This window comes from Cupriavidus sp. GW822-FHT06G04 (assembly GCF_058799075.1).
In genome coordinates, this window is the sequence record NZ_JBXALD010000009.1 from 273,713 (window position 1) to 295,211 (window position 21,499).

The window sequence follows — 21,499 nt, forward strand, 5'->3', positions numbered from 1 at the left end:
CCGGCATTTGCCGGCAAATGCCGCGCCGCCAGCCCTGACGACTTACGGCCGCGGCGCGCTTCAGAGCTCGATCATCGAGAAGTCACTCTTGCCGACATCACATTCCGGGCAGCGCCAGTCTTCGGGAATGTCTTCCCAACGGGTGCCCGGTGCGAGGCCTTCTTCAGGCAGGCCCTGTTCTTCGTCGTAGACCCAGCCGCAAATCAGGCAAACCCAGGTCTTGTAGGCAATCGTTTCCTGCTCCAACACGCGCTCCCAAGTGATTTCGAAATTCCGTTCGGGGCGAATGATACGCGACTATGCGCGGCGTTTAGCGGCGACCGCGTTCGAGCCTTCCGTCCAAACGCCGTGCGCCACATCATGCCGGTCGATGCCGCCTACTGCCGGATCGAGAAATCGACGCGGTTGGGAGCACCTTTGTCCTTGATCCCTTCGGCCGTGAGCTTGGGCGCGGTCAGGAACAGCTTCGAGTCTGCAACCTTGCCCTCGCGTTCGAGCGATTGCTTGACTGCCAACGCACGCTGGTCGGCCAGCGCGCGCAGTTCGGCATCGGTCACGGGGGCGTTTTCCAGCAGCAGCTTTTCCATCTCCGCCGGCGGCAACGATTTGTTCAGGCCGATAAAGTTCTTCGGCTTCTTGAACGACTCGCGCTTGTAGACCGCCTCGAGATACTTTGGATACTCCTGCTTCGTCACCGTCACGCGCGCGCCCTGGTCGCCGCCTTCGCCTTCCTCGGCCTGGCTGCCCGATTGCGCGGAGCGACGCAGATCGCGCTGCTTGGCATCGGCAACGCGCTGGTCCAGCCACACGCGACGCGCACCGTCCGCGTCAGTGGCAGGATCGATACGCCCGCTGATCTCGAGCCGCAGCGATGGGCGGTCGTTCAGCGCTTTGCCGACGGTTTCGATCTTCTTGTGCGCGTCGTCGGTAAGCGTGGACGAACCCGGCGCGAACTCGATGTAGCCCAGTTCTTCACCGCTGCCGCCAAACGCCGACGCAATCAGCGAAAACGGTGACGTGATGGCTTTGGTGAGCAGATTGACGATCACGCGCAGGATCACGCCGCCGATGCTGAACTCGGGATCCGACAGCGACCCGGAAACCGGCAGGTTGATATCGATGACACCGTTGCGATCCTTGAGCAGCGACACCGCCAGCAGCACGGGCAGCTTGACCGCATCGGGACTATCGGTCTTTTCGCCGAACGTCAGTTGATCGAGGTACAGATGGTTCTTCGCATCGAGCTTGCCGTTCTCGATCTTGTACGCCACATCCACCGTGAGCTTGCCCTTGGTGATCGGATAGCCGGCATATTTCGCGGCGTAAGGCGTCAGCCGCGTCAGTTCCACGCCGGCCGCCTTGGCGGCAATGTCGAGGTAGAGCTGCTCGCCCAGTGGATTGAGCTTGCCGCTGATGCTGACCGGCGCATCGTCATCGAGCCGGCCATCGAGCACAAGGTCGGCCGGTGTGGGATCGCCCGACGACACCTTCGACACCGAACCTTTCATGTCGGTGAGATTGGCAGAGTAGTTGGGCTTGACGAAAAAGTCGGAAAAATTGATGTTGCCCTTGTTGATCGATACGCCGCCGAGCCGGATCTGCGGGCGCGGACCGCTCGGTGCTGGCGGCTGCGCCGGCGCCTCTGCGACGGGCGCGCTGGCTGGCGGCGCCGACGCGGCGTTGGCTTGCGTCAGGCTCGTGGATGGCGCGGCCTCGCCTTTTTCGGCACCACCTGCCATCACGTCCTGCAGGTTCAGCCGGCCGTTCGCGTTCAGGATCACACGCGCATAGAAGTCGGACAGCGCGACATGATTGATCCCGACCTGCATCGGCCCCTTGGCTTCGTTCATGTTGAAGTCGATGCCGCTGACCGCCAGAGCGCGCCAGCGCAGGAAGTCCTCGCCCGTAATGCGGTCCACCGTGCGCACGTTGCCAGCCACGGCATTGCCGTTGAACTGCACCGCAATCGGCTTGCCAGCCGGCGCGTTATAGCTGGCGCGCCCCTTGAGCGTCATGGTGCCGCTGCGCAGCGCCGCATTGAAGCGATCAGCCAGATACGGCTGCAGCGGCGCCATATCGAGGTCGCGCAGATCAAGCTGCAATTGCGCGGCCGGGGCGGTCGGCATGATCTGACCATCGATATTCATCACGCCCTTGCGGCCGCTTTCTGCATGCAGCTTCATCGGCAGTGCGCCCGGCGACAGCGGCCATGTGATCGTGCCCGTGTTCAGTCCGATATTGCGGAACTGATGAATAACGGGTCGGCCGCGATTGGCGTCGGCCGGCGCATAGTCGGCGATGCGCGCCGCACCGCCCTCCACCGCCACCTTGCCTAAGCGTACTTTCCACCCCGGAGGCGCCGGCTTGCCGCTGGCTTGCGCAGCCGGGGATGCGGGCGGCGGCGCATTTCTGTGCGCGGCTGCGTCCGAAGCGGACTCTGCCGCCCAGATCTGCGCGGTCTCAAGCAACTGTCCGCGATGGTCGCGCGTGGCCGAGATCTGCGGCTGCACGAGCGCGACCTGCCCCGCCTCGGATGTCTGTTTGGCAAGGTCGAGCTGGATACCGTCGAGCACGAGCTTGCTGGCCTTGATCAGCGGAAGGCTGGCGCCTTCGCTGTCCGCCACGCGTACGGCGCGCGCCGCACGCACGGTACGCGCACCCTTGCGCACTGGCACGGCCCGGGCGCTGTCGTCGGACGCAGCCGGCGCGGCGGTGGCCGGCATGGCAACCGGCTCGCGTGTGCTCACGTACACGGGAGACAATTCGAGGCGCGATTTGTCGAGCGTGAACTGGAAGACTGGCTGCGACCATGCCATGGCATAGTGCAGTTCCGCGTTGACGCCGGTGTCACCGAACTGGCTGCGCAGCTCACGCGGCCACCACGCCGAGAATCCTTGCGGGCGCAGTCCGGCGGTTTCCAGCGTGCCCTTCAGCGTGCCCGGCTTCAAGGCCAGTTCGCCGGTGTGCTTGATGGTCTGCCCGTTGGCAATCGTGATGTTGGCGTCGAGCTTCGCCGGTTTGTCGCCTGCGCTGGCCAAGTCGGCGATATCCACGTTGACCGGGCCGATTTCGAGCTTGCCAGGCCCGGACGGCGCGAGTTCGTCGACAAACCCGAGCGTCGCATCCTTGAGTGCGATCCGGTCGACGGCATAGGCCCACGGCGCCTCCTCTGGACGCGCTGGCGGCGTCTGGATGCCAGCCGCGGCCGGCGCCGATGCCGATGCCGATGGCACTGATGCGGCGGGCGGCGTCTGCACCGCCGCCGTTTTCGAGGCGGGCGGCGTTGCCCTCGCCGCTTCGGGCAGAAAGGCGGTGGCCAGATTCAGCGTACCGTCGGCTCGGCGCAGCGCTTGCAGGCCGAGCCCTTCCAGTTCCACGCTCTTCACATACACGCGATGCGCGAGCGGCTCGATGCGATCGAGATCCACGGCCAGACGGCCGGCCTTGATCAGCGGCGCGCCGGCATGCGTCTGCACATCGGCATCGCGCAGCGTGACCGTGCCGGACACGTAAAGGTCCTGCTTGTCCTTGTCCTGCCGAAAACCGACCTTCAGGCGGGTATCGACCCGCCCCGCGGTGACCTGCGCGTCCTTGAGGCGCGGCGCGAACGCCATGTATTTCGCGATCTCGAGGCCGTCCAGATTGACATTGAGATTGGTCTCATGCGTTTCGGCGAACGGCTGCGACGTGCCTTCAAGCGCCAGCGGCGACCCGTTGATCTTGGCAAACAGCGACGGACGGGTGTTCACCTCGACGTCGTGCGGCAAGTTGGACAGAAACGGCAGCGTCAGCGTGAAGTTCTCGACACGCTGCACGGTATCGCGCGGCTTGTCGTCATAAACGAAGCTGCTGTTGGTCACCGCGATATTGCTGACCGAGAAACGCGCGGGCTTGCTGTCGGCCGGCTTGGGCGGCTGCGCAGCGAAGCGCTCCTGAATATCGGCGAAATTCATCCGACCGGCGGCGTCGCGCACCACATGCACGGCCAGGCGGTCGATATGGAGAAAATCGACTACCGGCGCCAGATGCCATATCGACGCGGCCGAGGTATTGGCCTCGATTTCTCCCAGCGTCACCATCGGCGTCTTGCCGTCCGCCTCGAATATCGTCAGGTCGGTTGCCGTGGCGGCCAGTTCGAAAGGCCGGACATGCGCCGCGCCCAGCGTTACCTTGCGGCCCAGCGCCTCGGTGGCATTCTTCTCGACCAGATATTTGATAAGCGGCGGCCCGCCAAAATAGCCGGCCAGCCCGAAAATCGCCACGGCGGCCACCAGGCCGCCCGCTACACGCAAGGCCACGCGCCGGCGCGGCGTTGCCACGGCCGCCCCTGTCGCAGCCTGGATCGAATCCTTGAAAGCCATGTCACCCCAGAAAGTCTGACCCCGCGCCCGATGCGAGCCGTGCGCTTTGTGCCCCGGATTTCACTTGAATTTGTATTATGGAGACGGATTATGGCAGCGCAAAGAACGATTTAGTATTCGATTTGCTGGAAATGGCAGGGCGCCAGGGATCGATCTGGTATCTTTACGCCTTTGCGAAGCGTCCGTCGTGCCCGCCTGCTTACCCGCCGGCCCCGGTTCGCCAAGTTCGTGTCGTCATCCTTTCGGCCGTCTCCCTCCACGTCACCCGTGTTGCGCGCTTCGTATGTGAAGAATTTGTCCATGCGAGTCTTTTCATGTCCTCCTCCAGCAGTACTGCCGGGGTAACGGGCGCGCAAGGCGGTCAAGCCGCCCGCCCGTTGACCGGCCAGGATTACAAGACGTTGGCTCTTGCAGCGCTTGGTGGCGCGCTCGAGTTCTACGACTTCATCATTTTCGTTTTCTTCGCCAAGGTTATCGGCCAGCTGTTTTTCCCGGCGTCGGTGCCGGACTGGCTGCGCCTGCTGCAGACGTTCGGCATTTTCGCGGCCGGCTACCTGGCGCGCCCGCTCGGCGGCATCATCATGGCGCACTTCGGCGACCTGCTTGGCCGCAAGAAGATGTTCACTCTTTCCATCCTGCTGATGTCGGTACCGACGCTGCTGATGGGCCTGCTGCCAACCTATGCGACCGTCGGGCTGCTGGCACCGATGGCGCTGCTGGTACTGCGAATCCTGCAAGGCGCGGCCGTCGGCGGTGAAGTGCCCGGCGCGTGGGTATTCGTCTCGGAACATGTGCCGAAGCGCCATATCGGCTACGCCTGCGGCACACTGACCGCTGGCCTCACGGCCGGCATCCTGCTCGGCTCGCTGGTTGCCACCGGGATCAACGCGGTGTTCGATCCGCAAGAACTGCTGTCGCATGGTTGGCGCGTGCCGTTCGTACTCGGCGGCATTTTCGGCGTCGGATCGATGTACCTGCGGCGCTGGCTGCATGAGACGCCGGTTTTTGCCGAACTGCAGCAACGCAAGGCGCTGGCCGCGGAAATGCCGCTCAAGACTGTGGTGCGCGATCACGGTGGCGCCGTACTGATCTCGATGCTGCTGACGTGGATGCTGTCGGCCGGCATCGTGGTGGTCATCCTGCTCACGCCGACCTACCTGCAGACGATCTATGGATTTGACGCCCGCACAGCACTGGTGGCCAACAGCGCCGCGACGCTGACCCTGTCGATCGGCTGCGTGGTCGCCGGGGTACTGGCGGACCGCATCGGCGCGCGCCTGACGCTGTCCGTCGGCGGCGTATTGCTGGCCGCCAGCGCCTATGCGCTCTACACCACGGTCGGCGCGCGCCCGGACCTGCTGCTGCCGCTGTACGCGCTGGCCGGCTTCTTTGTCGGCACCATCGGCGCGGTGCCGTACGTGCTGGTTCACGCGTTCCCGGCGCAGGTTCGATTCTCGGGCCTGTCATTCTCGTACAACGTCGCCTACGCGATCTTCGGCGGCCTGACTCCGGTGATCGTCTCGCTGATGTTGAAGAACGATTCGCTCGCGCCCGCGCACTACGTGGTGGGCGTCTGCGCGATCGGCATTGTTACGGCGATGTTCGTGCGCAAGCGCCACGCCTGAACGCGGCCGCCGCGCAAATGTAAAAAGGGGAAGGCTCGCTGCCTTCCCCTTTTGATTTCCAGCCCTCGCCTGCGCGTTACGCGGCCCGGCGGTGCTGCCTGAAGAACTGCCACATCAGCCAGCTGGCATCGGGGCCGAGATCGCTGTGATATTGGATGCTGGCGTCGCCGCCGCTCCACGCATGATCAAGGCCCGCTACTTCCACCAGTCGTACCAGATCGCGATTCCAGCGGCCAAAGCGCACGTCGCGACAAGCGCCGTCGTCGGGCCCAGGGCCATCGTCATCGTTGGCGCTTTCCAGCCGTTGATCGAGCTTGTCGGCTAGCCCGTTGTACGCGAGAAACTGGCGAGCCAGCAAGCGCCCGTTAAGCGGATTGACTGCCTCGTCCGCCGTGCCATGGACTACGATCGCCGGCATCTCGGGCCCGCCCGGGCTGACGCCGGCCGCTTCGAGCAGCAGCGCAGGTTCAATCGCCGAGCCATGGCGCATGGCCTTCAGGCCGCCGCGCGGGTTATCGGCCGCGCCGATCACGACCCCCGAATGCATGCCGACCGCCGCCACCTTTTCCGGATAGCGCAGCGCCACCACCGCGGCCATGGCCGCGCCAGCCGAGAGACCTGCCAGGTAGATTTCGCCGCGCCGGACGTCAGGCCGATTGCCCAGTTCGTCGATCAGCATCGACACCGCCTGCGCCTCGCGGCCGCCGACGCCGGCGCCAAGGTCGAACCACTGCCAGCAGCGGTGCACCGACCGCCGCAGCGGCTGTTGCGGATAGGCGACGATAAACCCCTCGCGCTCGGCCAACGCATTCATGCGCGTGCCCGCCGCAAGGTCCTCCGGCGTTTGCTGACAGCCGTGCAGCATCACCACAACGGGCAGCGCGCCTTTTGCCCCGGATGGGATATAGAGCCGATACGAGAGCTGGGGCACGAGTTCGCCGGGCAGCGGTGCCAGCTTCAGCTTGTGCGATTGCCAGGCCCCGGGAAGGTCTCCAGGGGCGGGTTCGCCGGGCGCGGGATACCGCAGGCGGCGCGCTGCCGGATAGTCGTTATCGGGACGACCCAGCCAGCTACGGATTTGTTTCACGGTCTGGATCGGAGCGCGACCGATGGGTCGCCACTGCGTCTCCCAGACCGGAGATAGGCTTTTGGCCATATGAAGACTCCTGTTCAGCTTGGAACGGGCCTCCTCCTGTTATTTGTGCGATGCAGCATAGCACAGTCGGCCGCATCGATCTGCCGTATTGTCTGCAAGACACAACATGAGAATTGGAAACAATTCTGTCCTTGGTCGCCGCCCCGCGCCCCCAGCGATCGAAGAAATTTACTTCCCACGGACAAAAGAATGCAGAACGGCGAAAGATAGACGAATTTGGATGGGATTTATACTGAGGATCACAAAAAATCCGAAGGCAACCTTACGCGGCAATGCCCGACAATCGCCCTCAATCCGGTATCGTATCGTGCGCCCTGTGCCCCTTTCAGAAGGTGTGTCGCAACTTCATGGGCGGCGCAGGCATCACATCGGCGACTGGCATCTCGCCCGGCAGAGTCCACTTGCAGGCCGGAGAAATACTATGCGAGCAGGGACGGCCGGCACTCGCGGTGTATCCGGTCCGGACGGGCGGCCTCAAAGGTGTGTACGAATCGCAACTGGGCTGGCGTCAGGTCAGCCGCTTTTTTCTGCCCGGCGATGTGCCCGGGCTGGAAGCCCATGATGCCCCCGCGTACGGCATCAGCGTCGTCGCCTTGCAGGATACCGAGTGCTGCGTGGTACCGGTCGAAGCGGTGCAAGCGGGGTTCGCCCATGCCGACCTGCGCGCCGCGGCCCTCGACATCTTCCGGCGGCAAACCCGGCGACAGTCCGAGCTGCTGATCGCCATCGGCTCGATGAAGGCGGCGCAAAGGCTGGCAATGCTGCTGCTCGATCTGGCTGGCGAGCAGGCGCGGCGAGGCATGGCGGACAGCGTGCTGACCCTGACCATGACCCGCAACGACATCGCCAGCTATCTGGGCCTGACATTGGAAACGGTGTCGCGACTGCTCTCGCGATTCCGCTCGGCCGGGTTGATTACGGTCCGGCACCGCTTGCTGCGCATCGTCGACGAGGCTGGCCTGGCCGCCGTGCACGCCGATCCCGAGCGCGTCACATTGCGGAACCCTGACGTCGACTGAGCCGACCGTCTTGCGTATACCGCTCATGCGCGCCGCGGCCCCCCATCGGCGCCACGCTCAGCGCGCTGGCGCGAAGGCCAGCAGGCGGCACGGATGCGCCCGGCGCGCCTCGCTGACACGGGCGCACCGGCTTCCGGCAAGCGCGTTCTAGCGCTCGCCGACGCGCTGCCAGCCTTCGGGCGAGAACGTGCGGATCGCGGCCGCGCGGCGCGCGGTGTCTTTGCCAAGATCGCGTTCGTAGAAACGCTGCTCACTATCGAGCAGGAATGAATGGACACCGCTTTGCCCATATCGCGCCGGCCATGCAACGAACGCGAACTTTGCGTCGCTGCCCTTTGGCGGCGCGATCACGCGAAAGCGATATCCGAAGAACGCCTCGTCCGCGGGCGTTTCCGGCCCCATCGACAATGCATCGGGGCCCAGCGGACTATCGTTGTCGGCCGACGCCGAGGGCCAGTACAGACCGTCGGTTTTCGCCGGACTGCTGACCAGCTTGCCCGCGTAGGCGCCCCGCCCCACCTGCTTCGCGTATTGCTGCTGGGCATCGGCGAGTTGCTGCAGGGTGTCCATGGCGACGATTTCATTGCGGCCAATCGTGCGCACGCGCACTTCGCGCTCGCCAGCGGGGAGGTCGAACTGCCATCCCGACTTCCGCTTGACGATTGGCACTGGAAATGTCCAGCCGCTGTCACCGACTTCGACGCTGGCGATGTCGTCGCCTTCCTTGCGGATGGCATGGTGGCTCGCCCAGGCGCCGAGAAAGTCGTAGACGTCCTGCTGGTCGAGATGAGGCGGCAGCAGCTTCGGGTATTGCGCGCCAAGCACGCGCGTCAACGCCGCCGGATCGCTGCGGGCGACGCCGTCGCCCAGCGCGTCCATCGCCGCTTCAGGCGTGGGATAGACCTGCTGGGCCAAAGCCGGCGCCACTGCGCCGAGCAGCGCCGCCGCACACAGCGCGCGTAGCAGACGCAGCATGAATGCGGATACTACCGATTTCCGATTACGCATCATTGCTACCTCCGACCATGACCAAAATGACCGCCGCCGGCGCCTCCGCCCAAGGCTGGCCCGCCGCCGCCGTGGAAGCCGCCGCCCGAGGCAGCCGGCATGGCGCGCGGCGTGCGGCCGGTATCGCCACGGACCGCGCCGCGATCAACCTGCTGACGCATGCGATCGCCATTTCCGGCATCCCGGAAGGCGTTATTGCGATTGCTGTCGCGCGCACGATTACGCGCTTCGGCCTGATCCGCCCGCTGCCGGTTCGCATCTGCGGGCCGGGGATTCTGGCCGCCTGCCTGACGATTGACGTTTGGCGCGCCATGGCCAGAAATCGATTGTCCGGTGCGCCCCTGGAACGATTGCGCCGCACGCTCGCGAGCCGCGTCGCGCTGGCTTTGCTCGCCGGATCCGCCCTGTCCTAGACGCTGCGTCCCGCCAGCGCCGCCGAGCTGGCCGGCACGCGGATTCTGTACACCGCCGCCTGCCTGCCCAAGACGCTGACCACCGCCGGCCTGTCCCGCTCCGGGACGGTTCGCCAGCGCCTGCTGGCGCTGCGCGTCGTAACGGCCGGCAACGTTCGCATTGTTGTACGGCACATTGCCGCGATTGGCCGGATTGTGCTGCCAGTTCACGTTGGCCCGGTTCACGTCGAGCCGCTGGTTCACGTTAATGTTGTTGTAGCGATTGACGTTGATATTCACGTCGTGATGGCCCCAGTCGAAACCGCCCCAAAGCGAATTGACCGCGGCAACACCGAGCCCGAATCCGACGCCGGCCACCAGCGCCCCGGCAAAGACGGATCCCGGCGGCGGCGGATAGTAGGCCGGCGGATAAGCCGGATAGGGCCACGCGCCATAGACCACGGTCGGGTTGTAGGTCGGCACATAAACCACCTGCGGATTGGCCGGCTCGATCTGCACGATCGTCGTGCCGCCAGTCTGCTGCGTCACGACCTTCTGTTGTTCCGTCGTCTTCAGGCTGCCGGCCTTCTGCGCTTGTACGCGCAGACGCTGCACGGAATCCATCACGTCATCGGGCTGCGCAAGGAATGCGTCGCCGACCGACTGGACCCACTGAGGCTGACGTCCGAGCATATCCATGACCGACGGAAACGCGACCAGCGACTGCACGCTTGGATCCCACCGCTCGCCTGCAACGGCCTTGGTCGCTGCGTCACCCGACAAACTGGGATTCGACTTCGACCATTGCGCGGCGGCTGCCACATCAGCCGGGTAGGTCGATGCCATCAACACCTGCGACAACAGTGCGTCGGGATAAAGCGCCACCGGCGCCAACAGTTGGTCCAGATGCGGCGGATCGAGCTTAGCCTGGGCCATCGCATTGCCCGTGCCGGCCAGCAACGTCAGCCCGAGCAGCCAGGCAAGGAATCCTCTTGCGCGGAACATGTTCGCTCCTTGTAAAGACGGATGAGACCGCTACGTTCGATGTATCCGCGCATGCTGCCCCGTCTGTGTAGATGCGCGGACGCGCGGCTTACTTGCGCTCCTGCGCACATTCCTGGCGATAGGCCTCTTCCAGCCGCTTGCGATCGGGTGCGCGTTCGAGCGTCGGGTAGGTGAGCCCTTCGGCGGTCTGCACGGAGGACTTTCCTTTGGACCATTGCGGCGTCGATGGGATGGCGTTGAGCTTATCGAGCAGTTGACGGCAGTGCTCTCTTTGCGACGTACTCAAATTACCTTCGACGTCTTCCACCGTCGAGGTGGCCGGATCAAGCATGCGCGGCGGAACAGGCGCCGTCATTGGCGATGCGGGATCGATTGGAGGCGCGGCCTGAACACTGAACCCGAACAAGCCGATGCATCCCACTGCAGCCATGGCTGCGAAAACCTTTTTCACAAAAACTCCAGAATCCTGTGGCAATGCATTGATTGCCATGCGATAGACGCCGGTCGGCGGGAGCAAACGAGTAACGATCAACTCGACATTGCCGGACCGAGATCGAGCAATTTCAGCGGTCCACTCTGCCGCTGCCACGCCGGCCGGTACGATTGCGCAGCAGCTCGAGTTGCAGCAGCGCATCCGCAAGCATACTCTTGAGCCGCACGTTTTCTTCCTCGAGCTGGCGCATGCGCCGCACATCCGACGCTTCCTTCAGCCGTGGCGATCCATATTTCGTCCGCCATCCGTAAAATGATGCATCGCTGAAACCATAACGTGCGCAAAGCTCGCGTACCGGGACGCCTTTAGCAGCCTCTGCGAGGTACATGCGGATCTGATCCTCCGAATAGCGTCTGTTCACCCGAATGCCTCCACTCCGCGGGCCTCCGCGCGGCTGACCAGACGGTCCGCCGATCCTGCGGGTAAGTTAGCGTAGCGCTCGTTCAAAAGGCAAGTCAGTGTCTTTGCAACGCGAGTTAAGAAAATTGAAGTCGAAGCATCGGAGAGATCAGCAATCTTGGTACCGGAACAACCACGAGTGCCTGGCCCACGTTGCGCGAGTCAAATTTTGTCATTCCAAATTGGAAAAATTCGTCGTGCTGGACACTGTGGAACAGGTGATCTAAACCATTTCGTATGGCAAGCACTCGCTGCCATCGCGGCAGCTGAAAAAAAGAAATGCCTGCGAAACGCTTCTGCCATGCGGTTTGCGGGCATGTCTTGTTGTGAAGACAAGAGGCCTTGCGGCGCGGTGAATTTCACGCATTCGAACGCCATTACTGGTACTTTCTAAAATGTTGTATTAAGATTTCCTCGCATCAACTAATTTTCAAACGCCTGCGAAACGCGCATCCCAGCGCTTGCAGACAGGCGGTCGACAGCTACGCATCGTTACAACGATGACGCCAATATATGAGCTGCCGGATTACCCCAGGGCCTGAGGAAGCGGTGCCACTGTAGTTCCACTAAAAATTCCTGACACAAATGTCTGGAAGCTTTGGCGGTGGTGGTGATACCCATGTGAAGCGGTATGGGTGTATTACCTGGGGTTGAAGGACCTCCCCTGTTTTCTTGTTGTATCAGTTTGAGCCTTGCCTGTTGCGCCCCCAATGCAGTGGCGCGGCGGGCAAGCCATCTATTTGCCCAGCTTTACCATAAAAAAAACAATCGGAAGAATCAGATCGGGAGAAGTCAGTATGCGGCATGTCAGCACCAAGCTATTGCATGTATTTGTCCTGCTCATGGAATACCGTGATCTGAGCGCGGTAGCCGCCTGCACGCAGGGACGCATTCCAACTGTTGCCTATAGTCTCGCGCGGCTGCGCGAAATCACCGGCGACCCGCTGTTCGTCAAGCGAAACGGCACGCTCGAGCCGACGCCTCACGCACTGCGCCTGGAGCAGACGGCGCGGCAGATCTTGTCCAAGTGGAATCATCTCGTACAACCGCTCGACGGCAACGTTCAGTCGGAAAACACCGGGCGGCGTATCTCCATCGGCTTTTCGTCATCGATCGGGGACCCGGTCATTACGGAAATCCTGACTGCGCTGTGCGAGCGTTTTCCGCACGACAGTTTCATCACGCGCCCCGTGATCGCCGATGCGGCGCTTGGCGAGAGCCTGGAGACCGGCAAGCTCGATTGCGCCTTCGTGGTCGACGGCATCAGCGTGCCGGACAGCGTCACGCCGCACAGCATCCTGGCTACGCCGCGCCGGCTGGTCAGCGCGGCGCGCGTGGGCTCGAGCGACGATGTGGAAAGGGACTGGATCTTGCTGCAGGAGGATTGCGAAAGCGGCAGCCCACTGCGCGCCTTTCTCGCGCGACAGGCCACCACGCCAGGCCATCGCGAAACCGTGGTGCCGTCGTGGCACACGCAGATCACCCTGCTGCAATCGGCAGGCGGCATCTGCCCGGTACTCGACTTCAACGTGCCGTTGGTAACGCGCGACCGGAAAACGCGCCTGCTGGCGCCGCCGGCGAGCTTTCCGGCCTGGGCGGCGCTGCATTTCTGGATGCCGCAGTGCACGCCTGACCGCGCCATCCTGCGCGACATCATGGAAGTTGGCGCCGCGGTGCTCCGAGACCCGCTCAAGGCCATCGACGGCCGCCGCCAGGCGCAGCAGCCATCCCGCCCGCTGGCTGTGGCCTGACGCGCGTCCAGATCCAGCCATCCATTTGCGGCCCCGCCGATGGCGACATCGCGGGGCCGCAATGCATTCGTCTGCGCAAACGCACAACTTCCCATTTCATTTTGCGAATCGTCTTACTGCCCTAGTCAACGCCTCCCATTACTCTCGGCTGGCATCGCGTCGCATCGGATCGTCGCCCGTTTGGTCCGGTGCGCCGGGTGTACGCAGTTGCTGCGTGTTCGCGCCGCACACGTCTGTCGCGTGCGGCGCTTTTTTGACGCCAGCGCGGAGCCGAACGCTGAGCCATGTACAGCACAGGAGTCAATGGATGACGTTGAGGATTTTGCTGGCCGACGACCACCCCGTCATTACGGCGGCGATCCGGGCCAGGGTGCAGACCCAAACCGGCTGGGAAGTTTGTGGGGAAGTTGCAAGTGCCTCGGAATTGCTGCAGCAGGCCGACATTGAGCGGCCGGATGTCGTGGTGACGGATTTCCATATGCCCGGCCCCGCCGAGCTAGACGGCGTAAGGCTGATCAGCGCCTTGCGCCGCCGCTATCCAGCCATGTCGATAGTGGTACTGACCATGATCACCAATCCGCTGGTATTGCGGACCATTCTTGATGTCCGCATTCAGGGACTGTTACTCAAGGATTGCCAGCTCGACGAGATCGCCACCGCAATTGCGCGGGCGCAGCGCGGCTTCACCTATATCGGCAAGTCCGCGCTGCGCGCTCTGGCGCCCACCGACCTGCGCACCATGCTTCCCTGCGGCAGCGATGGCGAACAACGCCTGTCGGCGCGCGAGACGGAAGTGTTGCGCCTGTTTCTGACCGGCCGGTCCGTTACCGAAATTGCCACGACGCTATGCCGGAGTGTCAAAACCATCAGCCGGCAGAAAAACTGCGCCATGCACAAGCTGGGCGTCAGCAATGACCGCGAGCTGTTCGAATGCGCGGCACTGCAGGGCGTCGTCCTGCCAAGGAGTTGATCCACGATGCATGCCACTGCCCGCTATAATCGGCCGCGGCGCATGCTGGCCTCGCCAGGCGCCGCCGCCATTGCCACCCCTGCGGAGTGTCCGCTGCCCATGCTGTCCACGCCAAGCGCCTGCTCCCCCACGCTCGAAACCTGCCGCGTGCCCGTTCTGCTCGTGGCCGCGCCGGCCTCCGGCCAGGGCAAGACCACGATCACCGCTGCACTGGCGCGCCTGCATGCACGCCAGGGGCTGCGGGTGCGCGTGTTCAAGACCGGGCCGGACTTCCTCGACCCGACCTTGCTTGCCGCGGCCAGCGGCGCACCAGTGCACTCGATCGATCTATGGATGACGGGAGAGGCCGACGCGCGCGCCAGGCTGGCCAGCGCGGCGCGCGAGGCAGACCTCATTCTGGTCGAGGGCGTGATGGGTCTGCACGACGGCACGCCCAGCAGCGCCGATGTGGCCCGGCTGTTCGGCCTGCCGGTGCTGAGCGTGATACAGGCGGGCGCCATGGCGCAAACGTTCGGCGCCGTCGCTTACGGCCTGGCGCACTACGGGCAGCCGTTTCGCGCCATGCACGTATTGGCCAACGGCGTCGGCAGCCCCCGTCACGCGACCCTGGTGCGCGAAAGCCTTGCGCCGGACATCAAGTGGGCAGGATCGCTGGCGCGCGACCCGGCGGCGAGCCTGCCGGAGCGGCACCTGGGCCTGTTCAGCGCGGACGAGTTGCCGGATCTGATGGATCGGCTGGACCGTCTTGCCGACGCCCTTGCCACCCAGCCGATCGCACAACTTCCCGAGCCGGTGCCGATCGCCGACGTCGGCGCACCGCCGGTGCCCGCATTGCTGGCCGGCAAACGTATCGCCATCGCGCGAGACGAGGCATTCCGCTTTATCTATCCCGCCAATGTCGAAACGTTGACAGCGCTGGGTGCCGATATTGCGTGGTTCTCGCCACTGCACGACCAGACGCTGCCGCCGTGCGACGCCTTGTGGCTGCCGGGCGGTTATCCCGAATTGCATGCCGCCGGCCTGGCCGCGAATATATCGATGGTTCGCGCGATTCGTGACGCGCACGCGCTCGGCATGCCGATCCTGGCCGAATGCGGCGGCATGATGATGCTGTTCGACACACTGGTCGACAAGGCGGGTGTCGCCTATGCGATGGCGGGGCTGCTGCAGGGCACCGTTACGATGCAGAAACGGCTGGCGGCAATCGGGCATCAAGCCGTCACGCTGCCGACGCAGCATGGCGTCATACGCGGGCACACGTTTCACTATTCCGCGACCGATTCGCCATTGACACCGATCACCCACGCGGTATCGCCGCACGATGGGTCGCGTGGCGAAGCCGTGTATCGGGTAGGGTCGCTCACCGCGTCATATGTGCACTTGTATTTCCCGTCGAATCACACGGCCATCGCGGCGCTGCTTGGCGGGGAGTGATGCGTGGAAAATTTCAGGCTGCGTCGCGTTCCGCTGTCGTCCGTGCCACAGCATCGGCAATGCCTGATTCCAGCTGCGCCAGGCCCTTCGACAGATTGTGCATCGTGGTTTCGGACACGTTGGCGAGCACATCCTGCAGAAACGCGGATCGGCGCGGCATCGCCTGATCGACGATGTCTCGTCCGAGGGTTGTCAACGTGACGTTGGTCATGCGATTGTCACGCTCGCTGGTGGTGCGCTCGACCCAGCCCAACTCCTGCAGGGCCTTCAATTGACGCGTAAGCGCGCCGGGGTCCATGCCAACGCGATCGGCCAGCGGCTTCTGCGCAATGGGGCCCTCGTGTCCGTACAAGGCAAAGAGAATGCGCCAGCGCGGCAGCGGATGGCCGATACGCTGTTCGAACGCCGATGCGTACGCCCGGTACGTGCGTCCAAACTGTTGCAGCACGGCCAGGCTTTGTCGCTCCAGTTCCAAATTCAGTCTCCTGTTGGCGAAGATCTTCCGCCGATGTTCAGTCCGTCGCCATCGCAGGCTCTTGCACCCGCGTCAGCTTGATGGGCGGCACGCGGCGCGTGCGCCAGATGCCGATCAATGCTGCAATCGCCGCCAGCATCAGGCCCAAATGGATCGCGCTAACCAGCGATGCGCGCGCCTGCTCAAGCAGCAAGGCTCCATTGTGCCCTGCACTGTGCAGATTGGTCAGCAATTCGGCCTGCGATGCCTTGTCGATCAAGATCTGCGGGTCCGTCATTCTGGGCGCCCATTCCGATGCATTTGCCGCAGCAAGTGCATTGGTAACGCTCGATGTATAGCTGCGCGTCACCAGTGTGCCAACCAGCGCGGTCCCGACCATCCCTCCCACCATGCGTAGCGACTGCAACATGGCCGTAGCAATGCCCAGGTGCGAGCGGCCTGCCGTCTGCTGTGCAAAGACGGTCAGGTTCGGCAGGACGAATCCAAGACCGAGCCCCGCGCACAGCATGATGGCCAGCAGCACGTGGTGATGCATAGCGCGCGTGGCCTGGGAGAGCCCCAGCAGCGCCAACGCCAACATGGCGAAACCGGCATAAAGCATGCTGTTAGGCCGCGGGATGCGTGTAATGATCCGGCCGTTGACGATACTGCCCACCGTGATGCATACCACGAGCGGCGTTACCAGCAGCCCCGCTTCCTTCGGCGAGTAGCCAAACCCGCCCTGAAACAGCAACGGCGCGTAAAGCAGCAACGCAAACATCGCGAATCCGCCCAGCACCCCGAGCAAGAAAAGCGGGGACAGCGCCGGATTTCTGAACATGTCGAGCGGCAAAATCGGGTTCGCGCAACGGTGCGACCATTGCCACAGCGCCACGAATGCGGCGCACGACAACACCATCAGGCCGACGGTCACCAGCCCCAGGCCACGCTCGGGCAGCCATTCGACCGACAGTTGCAGGCTGCCAAGGCCCACCGCGATCAACATGGCGCCCAGCCAATCTATCCGCACAGGGCCGTCGTGCGAGGCCTGCCTGAGGTGTGGCAAATACCGCCATGCGAACAGCAGTCCGAGCACGCCAACAGGTACGTTGATGTAGAACACCGCTCGCCATCCAAACCATTCCGTAAGCACGCCGCCAAGCGACGGGCCCAGGGCGTTGGCCAGGCCGAACGCGGTGCTCATCATCACCTGCCAACGCAGGCGCACATGGGAATCGGGGAACAGGTCCGGAATACAGGCAAATGCGGTACCGACCAGCATGCCGCCGCCAATGCCCTGCAGTGCGCGCGCACCCACCAGGAACAGCATGTTGTTGGCCATGCCGCACAATACTGAAGCCGCAAGAAACACCACGATCGATGCCAGTACGAACGGCTTGCGGCCGTAATAGTCGCCAAGCCGGCCGAAAATCGGCACGGTAATCACCGATGTCAGCAGATACGCCGTAGCGACCCACGCGTAGTACTCGAAGCCTTGAAGTTCGGCCACCACGGTGGGCAATGCGGTAGCCACCACGGTCTGGTCCAGCGCCACCAGCATGACAACAAACGCGATGCCCAGCATGGCCAGCAGAGATTCCCGAAACGGCAGCACCTGCCCTCGGTTGTTTATTTGTGCTGGATCCTGCGCTGGATGGGGTTTCGAAGCCATTTCTGTTGCCGAATCAATCGTTGTAACGTCAAGGATCGAGAAATTATAGGCTCCTGGCGCATCGTGTGCTGGGGAATTTCCGAGCGCGTCAAACAGGTGGCGGATCGTGCCATCATTCTTGGGTCAGCCATCCGCAAGTCAAAGGAGTTTGCATGAAGCCGATCACGTTGTTCGGTGCACCGACAGACGTCGGGGCCAGCATTCGCGGCGCCTCGATGGGCCCGGAAGCGCTACGCGTGGCCGACATCGCCGGCGCATTGATACGGAACGGTCTCGATGTACGAGACATCGGCAACCTGAACGGACCGGGCAACCCCTGGCAACCGCCGGTCGACGGCATGCGGCACCTCGAAGAAGTGCTGGCATGGAACCGCCAGATCTTCGACACCGCGTACGCCGCGCTGACAGCGGGGCATATGCCGCTGCTGATGGGTGGCGATCATTGCCTGGCGATCGGGTCGGTCAGCGCCGCTGCCCGACACTGCCGCGAGCAAGGCAAACGCCTGATGGTGCTATGGCTGGACGCCCATGCCGACGCCAACACGGGCAGCACCAGCCCCACAGGCAATATCCATGGGATGCCGGTGGCGTGCCTATGCGGCGATGGTCCGGCACCGCTCACCGCGTTGAGCGGCGTCACGCCGGCCATGTCGCCCCAACAGATCCGCCAGATCGGCATCCGCAGCGTCGATGCCGAAGAGAAGTTGCGCCTGCGCGAATTGGGACTGACGGTCTACGACATGCGCTACATCGACGAGAACGGCATGCGGCAGACGATGGAGCGCGCGCTGGCGGGCATCGACGCCGATACACATCTGCATGTCAGCTTTGACGTGGACTTTCTCGACAGCCAGATCGCGCCAGGGGTGGGCACGCCGGTGCGCGGCGGGCCGACCTATCGCGAGGCGCATCTGGCGCTGGAAATGATCGAGGACACCGGCGCGCTATGCTCGCTCGACGTGCTCGAACTCAATCCGGCGCGCGATGTCCACAACCAGACCGCGGAACTTGTGGTGGAACTGATCGAAAGCCTGTTCGGCAAATCCACGCTGTAGCCGCGGCGCGATCAGGCTGCCGGATAGTTGAAGCGCTCGCCCTGCGCGTCGCGATCGTAGACGCGCTGGCCTGCCACATAGGTGGCGCGCACCACGCGATCGTCCCCGAGCGTCATCAGCACGAAAAGGCGTTCGACGATATCCGCGCAGTAGGCGTCGCGAAAATCAAGCATCGGCGTGGCCTTGCGATCGAGGATAACCAGATCGGCATCGAAACCGGGAGCGATCGAGCCGATGGTGTTTTCGAGACACAGCGCCTCGGCGCCGCCTCGCGTGGCCAGATACCAAGCGTGGATTGCCGTCAGCCGTGTGCCATTCATGGCGGCAACCTTGTATGCCTCGTTCAGGCTCTGCAACTGGCAGAAGCTGGTCCCGGCGCCGATATCGGTGCCAAGGCCCACCCTCACCGGCCGCGCGGCTTGCTTGGCATCGAACAACCGGAATAGGCCGCTGCCCAGGAACAGGTTCGAGGTCGGGCAGTGCGCTAGCGCCGCGCCGGTCTGATGACAGATCGCGAAATCCTGCTCGGTCAAGTGGATACCGTGACCGTAGATGGACCGGTCACCGACGATGCCCGCATGCGCGTAAACATCCAGATAACTTTGGCGTGCCGGGAACAAGGACCGCACCCAGGCGATTTCATCGAGGTTCTCGCACAGATGCGTCTGCACGTAGGCGTCGGGATACTCCTTGCGCAGCGTGCCGCAGACATCGAGCTGGGCGTCGGTGCTGGTAGGCGCAAAGCGCGGTGTAATGCAATAGTGCTGGCGCCCTCGGCCATGCCAGCGTCCGATCAGCGCCTGGCTTTCCCGGTATCCCGTCTCCGCGGTGTCCAGCAGTGCTGGCGGCGCGTTACGGTCCATCAGTACTTTGCCCGCGATCATGCGCGTATTGAAGCGGCTCGACTCCTCGAAGAATGCATCTACCGACTGCGGATGCACGGTGCAGTAGACGGCCGCCGTAGTGGTCCCGGCACGCAGTAGCTCCCGCAGGAAGACCCCCGCCACGCTGCGCGCGTGCCCGATATCGGCAAACTGCTGTTCCGCGATGAACGTGTATTTGGTCAGCCATTCGAGCAGTTGTTCGCCGAACGCGGCGACCATCTGGGTCTGCGGATAATGGATATGCGTATCGATAAAGCCGGCACTAACGATCGCATCGGGATAGTGAAGTACCAACGTATCGGCAGGCAGGCGCTTCAACACCTCGTCGGCGGGGCCGAAATCCGCGATCTTGCCGCCGTCCATGGCGATGACGGCGTCGGGCTCGTACACCAGGCAGTCGGCGGGTTCATGCAGGAACGGGTCGGCGCGAAATGTCACTGCCGCGGCGCGAATGGCTGTCGTGCTCATGTCATTGCTCTCCATTCAAGGTCTTACTGTTGCTTGGGATAGGACTCGCGCATGATCAGCGACAGCAGTAACGCCACTGCCAGCGCCACGACGATCGGAAGCGCCGCATACTGCGCCAGCGCCAACGAATGCTCGGTGAGGCCCTCGGCTTCCCCCATGGCGACTCGCGCGCCGGGCCGGGCGATCATGATGCCGCCCGCAATAAACGCCAATCCGTTGACGAACGCCGCCGATGTGCCGATCAACTGCGGCGGCACAACGTCGGCCGCGCTACTGAAGGTCAGCATATGCGCCGCGTTGGCAAAGCCAAAAATGAAGTTCAGTAACAGTGCCAGCCAGATCGGCAGCACCGGCACATAGAGAATGGCGGACGCGCACGCGAGCTGAATGGCGCAGCCCAGTACGATCGGCAGCTTGCGCCGACGCAGCCTGTCCGACCATGCAGGCAGCACAAGGCAACCTGCAGCCAGCCCAAGCCATAGCAGCGACGCACTGAAGGCCGCCTGCTCCGGCGACGCGCCGCGCACTGCCATGAGCTTGGGAGTCCAGACCACACCGCCTGCCAGCAGACTGCCGAACAGCACCGCACAGATAAGCGCGCATAGCCAGACGTGAAAGATCTTCATTACCGCGTTCAGCGATGCGATGACATCCTTGAAGAATCCTCCGATGCTGTCCGCGGTCTGCTCCACCGGCGCCGGATTGCGCAAATAGATATAGGCCAGCACGGTCAGTATCACGCCAGATGCGCCGACGTAATTGAACAGCGTGCGCCACTCCATCTGCGCCAATGCGTATTGAAGTGCCGTCACTGAAAAAGCCGATGACAGCGATGCGCACAATTGCACGAGACCAAACATGAAATTGAATTTGGCCATGCCAAACCATTGACCGCCGATATATCCGCCACCGACAAAGCCGGTGCATGCGCCAATCGCCATTACGAATTGCGATGCCAGCAACATTGGATAGCTGGTGGCGTTGGCAAACAGAAACACCCCGAGCGTCACCAGCGCGACCGACAGCGGCAGCACCTTATGCGCGCCAAGGCGGTCCAGCAATGCGCCGCCAAAAAACTGGCAGACCGCGAATACCCAGGTGTACACGGCGGCGATCGTACTGATTTGCGTGACGCTTAACGCAACATCGCGCCCGATGTCCGCGTTGACGACCGAGTAGCCGGTCTGCACGCTGAACAGGTACACCACAAACAATACGGAAAGCGTCCATACCCACCAGGCCCGGGCGCCGCCGAGCTGCACTTGCGCTGTCCGCGCTATCGATGTGGATTGCGTCTGTGCCATCTCTTGCCCCCCGATGTGGATGCGAGAACTATCGTGCACAGAGGGGCGT

Annotated in this window: 17 protein-coding genes; 6 read left to right on the forward strand and 11 right to left on the reverse strand. The window is 63.4% G+C overall.

Translation table 11 applies throughout. The features are described 5' to 3' along the window. Positions 1–60: 60 nt before the first annotated feature. On the reverse strand, positions 61–246 hold the full coding sequence (locus AC1RKI_RS21155) for a rubredoxin (RefSeq protein WP_490713720.1): 186 nt from the start codon (positions 244–246) through the stop codon (positions 61–63). A gap of 131 nt (positions 247–377) precedes the next feature. Beyond that, positions 378–4,361: a DUF748 domain-containing protein gene (locus tag AC1RKI_RS21160; RefSeq protein ID WP_492796794.1), complete on the reverse strand. Its 3,984-nt coding sequence runs from the start codon at positions 4,359–4,361 to the stop codon at positions 378–380. A 314-nt stretch (positions 4,362–4,675) separates the two neighbouring features. Between AC1RKI_RS21160 and AC1RKI_RS21165 the strand changes: the two genes are divergently transcribed. Next, positions 4,676–5,986 carry an MFS transporter gene (locus AC1RKI_RS21165; RefSeq protein WP_061957125.1) on the forward strand — a complete coding sequence of 437 codons (1,311 nt, stop codon included), beginning with the start codon at positions 4,676–4,678 and terminating at the stop codon, positions 5,984–5,986. A gap of 76 nt (positions 5,987–6,062) precedes the next feature. On the opposite strand, the gene AC1RKI_RS21170 is transcribed toward AC1RKI_RS21165, so the two are convergent. Continuing rightward, positions 6,063–7,142: an extracellular catalytic domain type 1 short-chain-length polyhydroxyalkanoate depolymerase gene (locus tag AC1RKI_RS21170; RefSeq protein ID WP_492796792.1), complete on the reverse strand. Its 1,080-nt coding sequence runs from the start codon at positions 7,140–7,142 to the stop codon at positions 6,063–6,065. Positions 7,143–7,414: 272 nt separating this feature from the next. Here AC1RKI_RS21170 and AC1RKI_RS21175 point away from each other — a divergent pair, with 272 nt between their 5' ends. Next, positions 7,415–8,161 carry a Crp/Fnr family transcriptional regulator gene (locus AC1RKI_RS21175; protein WP_492796790.1) on the forward strand — a complete coding sequence of 249 codons (747 nt, stop codon included), beginning with the start codon at positions 7,415–7,417 and terminating at the stop codon, positions 8,159–8,161. A 147-nt stretch (positions 8,162–8,308) separates the two neighbouring features. On the opposite strand, the gene AC1RKI_RS21180 is transcribed toward AC1RKI_RS21175, so the two are convergent. The 4 genes from AC1RKI_RS21180 to AC1RKI_RS21195 form a co-directional block, all read right to left on the reverse strand. Next, positions 8,309–9,172 carry a DUF2950 family protein gene (locus AC1RKI_RS21180; RefSeq protein WP_492796788.1) on the reverse strand — a complete coding sequence of 288 codons (864 nt, stop codon included), beginning with the start codon at positions 9,170–9,172 and terminating at the stop codon, positions 8,309–8,311. A 2-nt stretch (positions 9,173–9,174) separates the two neighbouring features. Then, positions 9,175–10,566 (reverse strand): DUF3300 domain-containing protein, encoded by a 1,392-nt coding sequence (locus tag AC1RKI_RS21185; protein WP_492796786.1) that lies wholly within the window; start codon positions 10,564–10,566, stop codon positions 9,175–9,177. 88 nt (positions 10,567–10,654) lie between these two features. After that, positions 10,655–11,056 (reverse strand): hypothetical protein, encoded by a 402-nt coding sequence (locus AC1RKI_RS21190; protein ID WP_227461399.1) that lies wholly within the window; start codon positions 11,054–11,056, stop codon positions 10,655–10,657. Between the two features lie 73 nt (positions 11,057–11,129). Continuing rightward, the gene (locus tag AC1RKI_RS21195; protein WP_061957119.1) at positions 11,130–11,420 is read right to left on the reverse strand and encodes a transposase; all 291 of its coding nucleotides are present in this window, start codon (positions 11,418–11,420) and stop codon (positions 11,130–11,132) included. Between the two features lie 835 nt (positions 11,421–12,255). On the opposite strand from AC1RKI_RS21195, the gene AC1RKI_RS21200 reads away from it, so the two are divergent. From AC1RKI_RS21200 to AC1RKI_RS21210, 3 genes are all read left to right on the forward strand, one after another. After that, positions 12,256–13,209: a LysR family transcriptional regulator gene (locus AC1RKI_RS21200; protein WP_061957118.1), complete on the forward strand. Its 954-nt coding sequence runs from the start codon at positions 12,256–12,258 to the stop codon at positions 13,207–13,209. 307 nt (positions 13,210–13,516) lie between these two features. After that, positions 13,517–14,179, forward strand: a complete 663-nt coding sequence (locus AC1RKI_RS21205) for a response regulator (protein WP_492796783.1) — start codon at positions 13,517–13,519, stop codon at positions 14,177–14,179. A gap of 99 nt (positions 14,180–14,278) precedes the next feature. Next, positions 14,279–15,613: a cobyrinic acid a,c-diamide synthase CobB gene (locus tag AC1RKI_RS21210; protein ID WP_223506350.1), complete on the forward strand. Its 1,335-nt coding sequence runs from the start codon at positions 14,279–14,281 to the stop codon at positions 15,611–15,613. Positions 15,614–15,626: 13 nt separating this feature from the next. On the opposite strand, the gene AC1RKI_RS21215 is transcribed toward AC1RKI_RS21210, so the two are convergent. Both AC1RKI_RS21215 and AC1RKI_RS21220 read right to left on the reverse strand, forming a co-directional pair. Beyond that, positions 15,627–16,088, reverse strand: a complete 462-nt coding sequence (locus tag AC1RKI_RS21215) for a MarR family winged helix-turn-helix transcriptional regulator (RefSeq protein ID WP_061957116.1) — start codon at positions 16,086–16,088, stop codon at positions 15,627–15,629. 37 nt (positions 16,089–16,125) lie between these two features. Beyond that, positions 16,126–17,739: an MFS transporter gene (locus AC1RKI_RS21220; RefSeq protein ID WP_150979877.1), complete on the reverse strand. Its 1,614-nt coding sequence runs from the start codon at positions 17,737–17,739 to the stop codon at positions 16,126–16,128. Positions 17,740–17,891: 152 nt separating this feature from the next. Here AC1RKI_RS21220 and rocF point away from each other — a divergent pair, with 152 nt between their 5' ends. Next, entirely contained in the window at positions 17,892–18,794 is a 903-nt protein-coding gene (rocF, locus tag AC1RKI_RS21225) for an arginase (protein WP_150979876.1), read from the forward strand. Positions 18,795–18,805: 11 nt separating this feature from the next. Here rocF and guaD read toward each other — a convergent pair whose 3' ends face one another. Together guaD and AC1RKI_RS21235 are read right to left on the reverse strand one after the other, a co-directional pair. Then, the gene (gene guaD, locus AC1RKI_RS21230; protein WP_492796780.1) at positions 18,806–20,146 is read right to left on the reverse strand and encodes a guanine deaminase; all 1,341 of its coding nucleotides are present in this window, start codon (positions 20,144–20,146) and stop codon (positions 18,806–18,808) included. Between the two features lie 23 nt (positions 20,147–20,169). After that, positions 20,170–21,408, reverse strand: a complete 1,239-nt coding sequence (locus AC1RKI_RS21235; RefSeq protein ID WP_490713713.1) for an MFS transporter — start codon at positions 21,406–21,408, stop codon at positions 20,170–20,172. Between the last annotated feature and the right edge of the window lie 91 nt (positions 21,409–21,499).

What these genes read in the sequence shown, in the direction of transcription:
- AC1RKI_RS21160 (WP_492796794.1), bottom strand. Translation starts at nt 4,361, where the DNA reads ATGGCTTTCAAGGATTCGATCCAGGCTGCGACAGGGGCGGCCGTGGCA.
- AC1RKI_RS21165 (WP_061957125.1), top strand. Translation starts at nt 4,676, where the DNA reads ATGTCCTCCTCCAGCAGTACTGCCGGGGTAACGGGCGCGCAAGGCGGT.
- AC1RKI_RS21170 (WP_492796792.1), bottom strand. Translation starts at nt 7,142, where the DNA reads ATGGCCAAAAGCCTATCTCCGGTCTGGGAGACGCAGTGGCGACCCATC.
- AC1RKI_RS21175 (WP_492796790.1), top strand. Translation starts at nt 7,415, where the DNA reads ATGCCCGACAATCGCCCTCAATCCGGTATCGTATCGTGCGCCCTGTGC.
- AC1RKI_RS21180 (WP_492796788.1), bottom strand. Translation starts at nt 9,172, where the DNA reads ATGATGCGTAATCGGAAATCGGTAGTATCCGCATTCATGCTGCGTCTG.
- AC1RKI_RS21185 (WP_492796786.1), bottom strand. Translation starts at nt 10,566, where the DNA reads ATGTTCCGCGCAAGAGGATTCCTTGCCTGGCTGCTCGGGCTGACGTTG.
- AC1RKI_RS21190 (WP_227461399.1), bottom strand. Translation starts at nt 11,056, where the DNA reads ATGGCAATCAATGCATTGCCACAGGATTCTGGAGTTTTTGTGAAAAAG.
- AC1RKI_RS21200 (WP_061957118.1), top strand. Translation starts at nt 12,256, where the DNA reads ATGCGGCATGTCAGCACCAAGCTATTGCATGTATTTGTCCTGCTCATG.
- AC1RKI_RS21205 (WP_492796783.1), top strand. Translation starts at nt 13,517, where the DNA reads ATGACGTTGAGGATTTTGCTGGCCGACGACCACCCCGTCATTACGGCG.
- AC1RKI_RS21210 (WP_223506350.1), top strand. Translation starts at nt 14,279, where the DNA reads ATGCTGTCCACGCCAAGCGCCTGCTCCCCCACGCTCGAAACCTGCCGC.
- AC1RKI_RS21220 (WP_150979877.1), bottom strand. Translation starts at nt 17,739, where the DNA reads ATGGCTTCGAAACCCCATCCAGCGCAGGATCCAGCACAAATAAACAAC.
- rocF (WP_150979876.1), top strand. Translation starts at nt 17,892, where the DNA reads ATGAAGCCGATCACGTTGTTCGGTGCACCGACAGACGTCGGGGCCAGC.
- guaD (WP_492796780.1), bottom strand. Translation starts at nt 20,146, where the DNA reads ATGAGCACGACAGCCATTCGCGCCGCGGCAGTGACATTTCGCGCCGAC.